Here is an 8724-nt window from a genome sequence, read left to right on the forward strand (position 1 = left end):
GCAATCACTTCGGCACGGATAAAGCCTTTCTCGAAGTCAGTGTGTATAACTCCTGCTGCCTGAGGCGCTGTAGCTCCTTCGCGAATGGTCCAGGCGCGTACCTCTTTCACTCCGGCAGTAAAATAGGTTTGCAGATTGAGAAGTCTGTAAGCCGCGCGAATCAGTTTGCTCACACCGGCCTCTTTGAGACCGAGGTCTTCCAGAAACATCTGGCGCTCTTCGTAGGTTTCCAGTCCGGCAATATCGGCTTCAATACCTGCGCCAAGCACGAGGACTTCGGCGTTTTCCTGCTTCACGGCTGCTTTCACGGCTTCTACGTGAACATTTCCCGTTACAACAGACCCCTCATCTACGTTGCACACGTAAAGCACAGGTTTGGCTGTGAGCAGGTGCAGGTCTTTAACCATGGGCTTTTCGGCCTCTTCAAGCTCAATTACCCGCGCCGAATTGCCCTGCAAGAGGGTTTGCTGAAAACGCTCGAGCAATGCCGCTTTTTTCTGGGCGTCCTTGTCGCCTGTTTTGGCAGCCCGTTGCACAGTAGCAAGATGTTTTTCAACCGTTTCCAGATCTTTGAGCTGAAGTTCAGTGTCAATCACTTCCTTATCGCGGACAGGGTTCACCGAGCCATCTACATGCACCACGTTGTCATCGTCAAAACAGCGCAAAACGTGTATGATGGCGTTGGTTTCGCGAATATTCCCCAGAAACTGGTTACCCAGCCCTTCGCCTTTGCTGGCTCCTTTCACCAGCCCGGCAATATCTACAATTTCAATGGTGGTCGGAACCACGCGCTCTGGCTTTACCAACTCTGCCAGTTTGTTCAGGCGCTCATCGGGTACAGTTATGACCCCAACGTTGGGTTCAATGGTGCAAAACGGAAAGTTGGCCGACTGGGCCTTTGCATTAGACAAACAGTTAAAAAGGGTTGATTTACCCACGTTGGGTAAACCCACAATTCCGCATTTAAGAGCCATGGTTCAAAATTTGGCGCAAATGTACACTATTTACCCTCTGCCCATAAAGCCCCTTTTCTGCGCTGTGCCTGTGGCGAAAACCTGTCTGACAGGCTGGGTAACTTGCTTCTCAACCTTTCGTGTGTGCTGATCATGGACTTTGCATGAAGAGCACTTTCACAAATTTGGCAGCGTTTTTAACAGGTTAAGATGTGCCTGATTCAAGTCAGAAAAAATGCCGCGCATATGTACCACTGTTTTCCACAAACGCTCTTCATAACTCGCAATAATAATCTGCATGGCGGAAAGTCAAAGTTCTATTTTTACCACAAACTTCTTGAGCCTCAAAAAATGGATAAACTCACTACACTTCAGGAAATTGCGCAACAAATACGACGCGATATTGTACGCATGGTACACGCTGTTAACTCCGGTCACCCGGGTGGCTCATTGGGTTGCACCGATTATTTTGTGGCCTTGTTTTTTGAGGTGATGAATCATCAGCCCAAACCATTTGATATGGACGGCCACGGACAGGATTTGTTTTTCCTGAGCAACGGACATATTTCGCCCGTGTTTTACAGCACCCTTGCCCGAAGTGGTTATTTTGATGTAAGCGAGTTGGCTACTTTTCGCAAGCTCAATTCGCGTTTGCAGGGTCACCCCGCCACCCACGAGGGATTACCCGGTGTGCGTGTGGCCTCCGGCTCGCTCGGCCAGGGTTTGTCCGTTGCTCTTGGCGCCGCTTTGGCCAAAAAGCTCAATCAGGACAAGCATCTTATCTATTCCCTGCACGGCGATGGCGAACTGCAGGAAGGCCAAATTTGGGAAGCCGCCATGTTTGCCGCACACCACAAAATTGACAACATCATTTCTACCGTAGATTTTAATGGCAGACAAATTGATGGTGATGTTGAAGACGTAATGTCTCTGGGCGATTTGAGCGCCAAGTGGGAATCGTTTGGATGGCACGTAGTGGAAATGGAAGGCAACGACATTGCCGCCGTTATTTCCGGACTTCGCGAAGCCCAAACCCACACAGGCAAAGGAAAGCCGGTGGTAATACTGATGACAACAGAAATGGGGCAAGGAGTTGACTATATGATGGGAAGCCACAAATGGCACGGAGTGGCCCCCAACGACGAACAACTTGAAAAAGCCCTTGCGCAACTGCCCGAAACGCTGGGCGACTACTAATACCTGATGAACGCTTTATTGCGATATCTGCTTCTGACCTCTGCTCTGCTGGTGGCGTTTCAAGCCCTTGCGCAGGACAAACCCCTCACGCGGATTCTGTTTGTGTTCGACGCGTCGAACTCCATGCACGGCCGCTGGGAGAGCAAAAGTAAAATTGAAGTGGCCCGTAAGTTATTGGGGCAAAGTATGGACGAGTTAAAGGATGTAGAAAACCTCGAACTCGCTTTGAGGGTTTATGGCCATCAAACACCCATTACACCCGGTAATCAGGATTGTGAAGATACGCGCCTTGAGGTGGCCTTTGGCCCGAACAACCACAATCGCATCAAGCAAATTATCAATCAGATCAATCCCAAGGGCACCACCCCCATAGCCCGCTCGCTGGAGAAAGCCGCCAATGATTTTCCCAAGTGCAAGGATTGCCGCAACATCATTATTCTGATTACCGATGGCATTGAGGCCTGCGACGGTGATCCCTGCGCGGTATCGCGGGCCCTGCAGAAAAAGGGCGTGATCCTCAAGCCTTTTGTAATTGGAGTGGGGCTCGACGAGGGTTTCAAAAGCACCTTTGAATGCGTAGGGAATTACTACGATGCCACCAACGAAGAAACCTTTCAAAACGTGTTGCGGATTGTGATATCGCAAGCACTGAACAGCACTACTTCTCAAATCAATCTGCTTAATATCAACGCTAAACCAACCGAGAGCAATGTTCCTGTGAGCATTTACAACAACCACACCGGTGAGTTGATATGGAACATCGTGCATACACTGAACCACCGCGGCGACCCTGATACGCTAAACCTCGACCCCACCGTAAACTACGATTTTGTGGTGCACAGTTTGCCGCAGGTGCGGAAGGATAATGTGAGCCTCACCCCCGGAATTCACAACGTAATTGGAATTGATGTGCCGCGCGGTTCGCTCGAGCTCAAAATGGCCGCCAAGATTCGCGGAATGGAGCTACAGGCCATCGTACGCCAAAAGGGCGAAATGAATACCCTTCACGTGCAGACTTTTAACACACAGCAGCAATACCTGGTGGGTACATACGACCTTGAAGTGCTCACACTACCGAGGTTAATTATCAAGGATGTAGCAATTGACCAAAGCCACACAACCACCATTGAAATTCCGCAGCCCGGTGTAGTGAACCTACAGATGAACTCACCCGGCTACGGCAGTATTTTTGAGCTCGGCAAAGGTGAAATGAAGTGGGTTTGCGATTTGGACGATCATACTGCCAACGTCCAGTATCACCTTCTTCCCGGCAAGTACAAAATTGTGTACCGCTCCAAAAAGGCGAAGCAAACCATCTACAGTAAAGAACAGGAATTCAATATTCAACCAGGGGCATCCACGCACCTCAAATTGTAATACCCTTATGCAACAAATTGAAGTTACCGGCAAAAAGGACACCCGCTCAGGATTCGGCGCAGGATTGCTCGAATTGGGTCACCAAAACCCCAATGTGGTCGGGCTGTGTGCCGATCTTACGGGTTCGCTCAAAATGAATGCCTTTCAGGATGCTTTTCCCGATAGATTTTACCAGGTGGGTATTGCCGAGGCCAACATGATGGGTGTGGCTGCGGGTCTCACCATCGGAGGGAAAATCCCCTTCACCGGAACCTTTGCCAACTTCTCTACCGGCAGGGTGTATGACCAGATCAGGCAGAGTATCGCCTATTCGCACAAGAATGTGAAAATTTGCGCATCGCACGCGGGCCTCACACTGGGTGAAGACGGTGCTACCCACCAGATTCTCGAAGATATTGGCATGATGAAAATGCTGCCCGGCATGGTGGTGATCAATCCCTGCGATTACAACCAGTGCCGGCTTGCAACCATCGCCATTGCTGAGCACTACGGACCTGTTTACCTTCGTTTCGGACGACCATCAGTGCCCATTTTTACCGACGAAAATGCCCGATTTGAAATTGGAAAAGCCGTACCCATGATAGACGGCAGTGATGTAACAATTTTTGCCACCGGTCATTTGGTGTGGAAATCCATCGAAGCCGCTCGCAAACTCAACGACGAAGGCATCAGCGCTCAGGTAATCAACATACACACCATTAAACCTTTGGACGAAGAGACAGTCTTAGACGCTGTAAGCCGCACACGCTGCGTAGTTACTGCCGAAGAGCATCAGCGCCACGGCGGATTGGGCGACAGCATAGCGCAACTTTTGGCGCTCAAAATGCCCACTCCCATGGAAATGGTTGCTGTGAATGACTCTTTCGGCGAAAGTGGCACTCCCGATGAATTGATGACCAAGTACGGTATTGATACAGAGGATGTGGCTGCTGCTGCCAGACGTGTGTTGAGCCGTAAATAAAGGCATCAACACCCAATGGATGGATCATCCAACCGATCGTGATATTCTCGATGCGCTGCGCAACAACTCCGTGCCCGATGAGGCATTCAGGAGACTTTTGCGCGTCTATCAGGAGCGTTTGTACTGGCATGTGAGACGAATGGTCATTGATCACGACGACGCCCATGATGTGATGCAGGAAGTATGGATTCGGGTGTGGCGGGCACTTCCCGGATTTAGGGAGGAAGCCGCGCTGTACACCTGGCTTTATCGGATTGCCTCAAACGAGAGTCTGAGCCATATTAAAAAACAAAAACGACAGCGCGACCACAAGCAACAGCACAGTCAGGAAGTGGCAGCACGCGGATTGAACGCCGACCCCTACTTTGACGGGGATGAAGCTCAAAAAGCCCTGATGCAGGCAGTGGAAAGTCTGCCGGACAAACAACGTTTGGTCTTTAACCTCAAGTATTTCGACGATTTAAAATACGAAGAAATCGCCACCATCACCGAAACCAGTGTGGGCGCGCTCAAAGCCTCTTACCACCACGCCGTAAAGAAAGTTGAGGAACATTTGCGCAACGCTTTAAACCAAATGACCTGAAAAACATCCAAGCCTATGCAAACAAGTGATACACCCATGGAAGATTTGCACAAAGATCCGCTGAATGAAGCACCACTGCTGCGCGAATTGCGTGGCAAAGGCTCGGGAATGAGCGTTCCTGAGGGGTACTTTGAAGCAACACGTGCTGAGCTCGGGCAAACCATTCCGGATACCTCTGCCGCTGTGAGGAAATTGCCCCTGAAATGGTACTTTGCTGCTGCCGCATCGCTGGCCATTGCTTTTGGCGCGGTTTTCCTGTGGTCATCGCGAGAGAGTATTGAGATGCGGGCAGAAGTGTCGCAGGAAGAACTTTGGGAGTCAGACGCGTTTTTTCTGGCAGCTTCTGAAGCTATTTACGACATGTACGAAAGTGATTTTTCCGAAAACACCGACGACGACATCATTAACTACCTCGTCTTTGAAGACATTTCCATACAACTCATCCTCGAAGAACTCACACCATGAAAACCGTTCAAACCCTTTTCACAGCGATTGTTCTGCTATGTAGCACAGCACTTTCTGGCCAACACGGCCCGGAGGTTCACCAGGAAATAGAAGCCCGCAAGGTGGCTTTTCTGTCGCAAAAACTTTCGCTCACCACATCGGAAGCACAGACGTTCTGGCCCATTTACAACGAGTACAGCGAACAGATGCACAACCTTCGGCGAGCGCGCAAAAAATCGCATCGGGCTCAAAAACAGGATACATCACTTTCCGACGCCGAGCTGGAAGCCTCCATCCGCGAGCAGTTTGAATTGGAGCGCGGCGAGATTGCCATTCGCGAGAAGTACTTCGACCTTTTCAAAACCGTGCTTTCTATGGAGAAAATAGCCAGGCTCTACAACCTGGAACACGAGTTTAAGCGCGAGTTACTTCGCGAAATGCGCGAAAATTGTAAACGCGGAAAATAAAGCTCGACGTACCTTTGCGGCAATTAATACCCGGGTATGTCAACCAATCGCGAACGTTTTTTTGCCCTTCAGGCGCAAACCACCGACCATCCCATGGGCCTCGAAATTGCCCATGCCGAAGGTATCTGGGTAACCGACACCAATGGCATACGCTACATGGATTTGGTTTCGGGACTTGCCGTAACCAATATCGGTCACCGGCATCCAGCTGTTATTGAGGCCATCAAGTCGCAATGCGATTGGTACCTGCACGCCATGCCCTATGGCGAATACATCCAGGCACCCCAGGTTGAACTTGCCGAACGCATGTGCACGCTGGCCCCGGCTCCACTCAAAAACATCTATTACGTAAACTCAGGAACTGAAGCCAATGAGGCGGCTCTGAAACTCGCCAAGCGATACACCGGACGTACGCAACTCATCGGTTTTCAGGGAGCATACCACGGCAGTACGCATGGTTCTTTGAGTCTATCGGGCAACGAAAAAAAGAAAACGGCTTTCAGGCCCTTGCTACCTGACACCGACCATCTGCGCATCAATGTGTTTGAAGACCTGGAGCGCATCACTCACCGTACCGCCGGGGTGATTCTGGAAACCATTCAGGCCGATGCCGGGGTTCGTATTCCAGCAGTTGGGTTCATGCAGGCCTTGCGTGCGCGTTGTGACGAAACCGGTGCCCTGCTGATTCTTGACGAGATTCAAAGCGGCATGGGACGCACGGGAAAGCTCTTTGCTTTTGAGCATTATGGAATTATACCCGATGTGGTGACCCTGGCCAAAGCGTTTGGAGCCGGTATGCCCATGGGCGCGTTTATGGCTGCGCCGGAAGTGATGGCTTCGCTGCGATCTAAACCCATGCTCGGGCATATCACCACTTTTGGTGGACACCCGGTTTGTTGTGCCGCAGCCTTGGCCGGACTTAACGCGTTGATTGACGAGCGCATGATGGAAAATTGCGAAGCCAAAGGAGCGCTGTTTGAGTCACTGTTGAATCATCCGGCTGTACAGGAGATCCGCAGAAAAGGACTGATGCTGGCCGTAGAATTTGAAAGTTTTGAGCAGGTGCATGCCATTTACCATGCGTGTCTTGAAAGAGGTGTGATTACCTTCTGGTTTTTGTCGTGCAACAACAGTTTTCGCCTGGCACCCCCACTTAACATCACCGAAGAGGAAATTCGCGATGCCTGCGCGCGAATGAGCGAAGCCATGAATTCAGTGCTCGGTTGAGCCTATTTGCGCGGCCACCATGTAGTTTACCGTATCCTCTGCCCACATTTGGTATGTAAGCTGTGAGGGATGAACTCCATCGCTGAAGAGCTTTTGAACCCCCAATTCGGCAGCCTTTTCACCAAACTTACTGCTGCGGCGGGCAAAGTGAAGATGCCGGTGCCCCTGGGTATATTCTTCCAAAGCGTTGCCCAACAAATCAGATAATCCTCCGAGAATACGCTTCATTAAAGGCGTAAAAGCCGGAAACTGCGATATGGGTGGTGTATCGAGAAAAACGATGGGTACCTCTCCAAATTCACGTCGAAGTTCTGTGACGAGCGCATCGCATTCAGCAATAAACTTTTCGGGGCTGTGGAGCGCAAAGGCGTCGTTGCCACCCAAACCGAGCACGATGCAATCTACTGCATCCCAACTTATGTCGGGCAAAATCAATTTCCGCACCGCGCGTACTGTGTATCCGCTCTCTGCACACACACGCCATTGCACAGGCCTTTCGAGATGTTGAGACAACAGTTCACCGAGCTTTCCGGCAAGGCCCATTTCGTGGCGGTCCACTCCTACCCCTGCTACCGTGCTTTCACCCAAAAAAAGCAGGTTAAAGTTTTTGGTGGAAAACGATGTACCGGCCACACCTTCGGGTCCTTCGGCATTTGGCAACCGGGGTACACGGCGTTTTACACCACGCGCCTGAAAAATGAGTAAAGGCAACATGGGCACTACCCACCACGCTGCCCGTCGGTATGTGCGCATTGCATTAGATACAGACATGAATCAGGCTGCGTTTTCGGGTTCCAACACCCGCACAAAGAAACGTTCAATGCGTTGGTTGCCACTAACCAGGCAGCAGGTAAAACGCGAACCTTCCCACGATGACATGGAAACCTCCACACTGTGTTTGCCTGCATCGAGTTTTTGATCTTCGATGATGCGCGCAATTTCTGAAGATTGCTCGTTTAGCACCAAGATGGTAACGGCGTCGTTTTCGGGAAGTTCAAAACGCACCACCAGCTTGTTGCCCGGGTGTTGCTCCAGCGGGAAAAGAAAAGCAAAACGATGGTCAAAACGAGCGCTTCCACCCACCCAACGGAGAAACTTCCGATAGGCCAAAGCAATCACAATGATTGTTAGAAGTACGATGACCACTTTTTGCCAATACGTCCATTCCATAGCTACAGAGCAATCAAACCATCAATTTTCTTGGCTTCGCGATACACATCCAATACTGCCTGGGCCGACATCATCACCTCGCGGATGGTAATGGCAGTGTAGTTTCCTTTGGAAGACGGTCGCTGGCGAATTTCTGCCGTTTTGCTGTTGAAAAGGGATTGCACCAGCGCGATTTTTTCATTGTCGCTGGGAACCACAAACTTAAACATAAAAAGAGCTGGCCATTCGTGGTGCTCGTTGAGCAATTTTCGCACGCGCTCGTTTTCGCCGTTGTTTTCTTTCGTCATCGCAGCAAAGTTAGCCATTCGAATGCAGAATACAGTCCCGAAAGAAATGATGGTACAA

11 protein-coding genes are annotated in these 8724 nt (G+C 50.5%); 7 read left to right on the forward strand and 4 right to left on the reverse strand.

Annotated features, from left to right (window positions below; genetic code table 11):
* Nucleotides 1–974, reverse strand: a 974-nt coding sequence (gene ychF, locus EA392_00815) for a redox-regulated ATPase YchF (GenBank protein TVR41998.1), incomplete at its 3' end; no start/stop codon positions are given.
* 330 nt (nt 975–1304) lie between these two features.
* Between ychF and EA392_00820 the strand changes: the two genes are divergently transcribed.
* From EA392_00820 to EA392_00850, 7 genes are read left to right on the forward strand one after another with little or no spacing between them, the layout of a single operon-like run.
* Entirely contained in the window at nt 1305–2150 is an 846-nt protein-coding gene (locus EA392_00820) for a transketolase (GenBank protein TVR42008.1), read from the forward strand.
* A gap of 6 nt (nt 2151–2156) precedes the next feature.
* Nucleotides 2157–3527, forward strand: coding sequence for a VWA domain-containing protein (locus EA392_00825; GenBank protein TVR41999.1), 1371 nt, complete (start codon nt 2157–2159; stop codon nt 3525–3527).
* Nucleotides 3528–3534: 7 nt separating this feature from the next.
* A complete protein-coding gene (locus EA392_00830) occupies nt 3535–4488 on the forward strand; it encodes a transketolase family protein (protein ID TVR42000.1) in 954 nt (317 codons plus the stop codon).
* Between the two features lie 19 nt (nt 4489–4507).
* Nucleotides 4508–5071, forward strand: coding sequence for a sigma-70 family RNA polymerase sigma factor (locus EA392_00835; protein TVR42001.1), 564 nt, complete (start codon nt 4508–4510; stop codon nt 5069–5071).
* Between the two features lie 15 nt (nt 5072–5086).
* Nucleotides 5087–5536, forward strand: a complete 450-nt coding sequence (locus tag EA392_00840; GenBank protein ID TVR42002.1) for a hypothetical protein — start codon at nt 5087–5089, stop codon at nt 5534–5536.
* A complete protein-coding gene (locus EA392_00845; GenBank protein TVR42003.1) occupies nt 5533–5982 on the forward strand; it encodes a hypothetical protein in 450 nt (149 codons plus the stop codon). Before EA392_00840 ends, EA392_00845 begins: the two co-directional genes overlap by 4 nt.
* 36 nt (nt 5983–6018) lie before the next feature.
* On the forward strand, nt 6019–7209 hold the full coding sequence (locus EA392_00850) for an aspartate aminotransferase family protein (GenBank protein TVR42004.1): 1191 nt from the start codon (nt 6019–6021) through the stop codon (nt 7207–7209).
* On the opposite strand, the gene EA392_00855 is transcribed toward EA392_00850, so the two are convergent.
* From EA392_00855 to EA392_00865, 3 genes are read right to left on the reverse strand one after another with little or no spacing between them, the layout of a single operon-like run.
* Entirely contained in the window at nt 7195–7980 is a 786-nt protein-coding gene (locus EA392_00855; GenBank protein TVR42005.1) for an SGNH/GDSL hydrolase family protein, read from the reverse strand. The genes EA392_00850 and EA392_00855 overlap by 15 nt on opposite strands.
* A gap of 3 nt (nt 7981–7983) precedes the next feature.
* On the reverse strand, nt 7984–8379 hold the full coding sequence (locus EA392_00860; GenBank protein TVR42006.1) for a hypothetical protein: 396 nt from the start codon (nt 8377–8379) through the stop codon (nt 7984–7986).
* Nucleotides 8380–8381: 2 nt separating this feature from the next.
* Complete coding sequence (locus EA392_00865) at nt 8382–8666, reverse strand: DUF493 family protein (protein TVR42007.1); 285 nt, start codon at nt 8664–8666, stop codon at nt 8382–8384.
* Between the last annotated feature and the right edge of the window lie 58 nt (nt 8667–8724).

The organism is Cryomorphaceae bacterium (assembly GCA_007695365.1).
In the GTDB taxonomy this organism is placed as follows: Bacteria; Bacteroidota; Bacteroidia; order Flavobacteriales_D; family SKUL01; genus SKUL01.

What these genes read in the sequence shown, in the direction of transcription:
- EA392_00855 (TVR42005.1), bottom strand. Translation starts at nt 7,980, where the DNA reads ATGTCTGTATCTAATGCAATGCGCACATACCGACGGGCAGCGTGGTGG.
- EA392_00835 (TVR42001.1), top strand. Translation starts at nt 4,508, where the DNA reads ATGGATCATCCAACCGATCGTGATATTCTCGATGCGCTGCGCAACAAC.
- EA392_00840 (TVR42002.1), top strand. Translation starts at nt 5,087, where the DNA reads ATGCAAACAAGTGATACACCCATGGAAGATTTGCACAAAGATCCGCTG.
- EA392_00820 (TVR42008.1), top strand. Translation starts at nt 1,305, where the DNA reads ATGGATAAACTCACTACACTTCAGGAAATTGCGCAACAAATACGACGC.
- EA392_00830 (TVR42000.1), top strand. Translation starts at nt 3,535, where the DNA reads ATGCAACAAATTGAAGTTACCGGCAAAAAGGACACCCGCTCAGGATTC.
- EA392_00825 (TVR41999.1), top strand. Translation starts at nt 2,157, where the DNA reads ATGAACGCTTTATTGCGATATCTGCTTCTGACCTCTGCTCTGCTGGTG.
- EA392_00860 (TVR42006.1), bottom strand. Translation starts at nt 8,379, where the DNA reads ATGGAATGGACGTATTGGCAAAAAGTGGTCATCGTACTTCTAACAATC.
- EA392_00845 (TVR42003.1), top strand. Translation starts at nt 5,533, where the DNA reads ATGAAAACCGTTCAAACCCTTTTCACAGCGATTGTTCTGCTATGTAGC.
- EA392_00865 (TVR42007.1), bottom strand. Translation starts at nt 8,666, where the DNA reads ATGACGAAAGAAAACAACGGCGAAAACGAGCGCGTGCGAAAATTGCTC.
- EA392_00850 (TVR42004.1), top strand. Translation starts at nt 6,019, where the DNA reads ATGTCAACCAATCGCGAACGTTTTTTTGCCCTTCAGGCGCAAACCACC.